Below are 651 nucleotides of genomic sequence, written 5' to 3'. Positions count from 1 at the left end.
CCGTGGCAGCCGACGCAACCTTCGGCCTTCACCTTTCCGGCGCCTGCATCCGCGGCGACCGCGCTAACGTTCGCGAGGCCCCACGCAGCGAGCGCAATCGCCGCCAGAATGCACCGACGGGCATGTTTCCGAGGCCCAACAGGCCCCTGTTGATTGTTCGCGAAGATCACTCGTCCACTCCATCGTCATCCTGCTCTTCCCTCCTGCCCCGCAGGTCGTCCTGGTTGCTTCCGTACGTTAGCGATTAAATCTCGATCTGGTTGAAGCGGGTGACGTCGTCTCGTTCGGCCCATATTCCGAACTGTCCATTCGTGGGCTTGCTGTGGTCGAAAGCCGTCAACACCCATTTGCCATCCAGTGAAATCTTGAAACTGTTGCCATCGACGACCACTTCCAGGCTTTGCCAATGATTCAGCGTGATATCCGCGTCGACATTGGCAATCTCTTCAGACGTTCCGTCGACGACATGGAGAAACGACAGGCGCTGCTCAAATGCGCTGGCACGGATAAGGTAGTAGTCATTCGGACTGGTCACCCGAACTACAATGCCGGCGCTCGGCATCGACCCATCAATCAGCTTGAACTGCGCGCCGATCTTGGCGTTCACCGCCCATAACGGCCTGTAGATCGCCAGCGACGGCCACGCTGTAC

General features: G+C 58.7%; 1 protein-coding gene. It reads right to left on the bottom strand.

Annotated elements, in window-relative coordinates:
- Window positions 1-244: 244 nt before the first annotated feature.
- Window positions 245-651, bottom strand: a 407-nt coding sequence (locus tag NS334_RS17095) for a hypothetical protein (RefSeq protein WP_206542732.1), incomplete at its 5' end; no start/stop codon positions are given.

Source organism: Sphingomonas endophytica (genome assembly GCF_001476895.1).
Lineage (GTDB): Bacteria > Pseudomonadota > Alphaproteobacteria > Sphingomonadales > Sphingomonadaceae > Sphingomonas > Sphingomonas endophytica_A.
The sequence above is the reverse complement of the archived record's forward strand: the minus strand, read 5'-3'. Positions and strand labels throughout refer to the sequence as shown.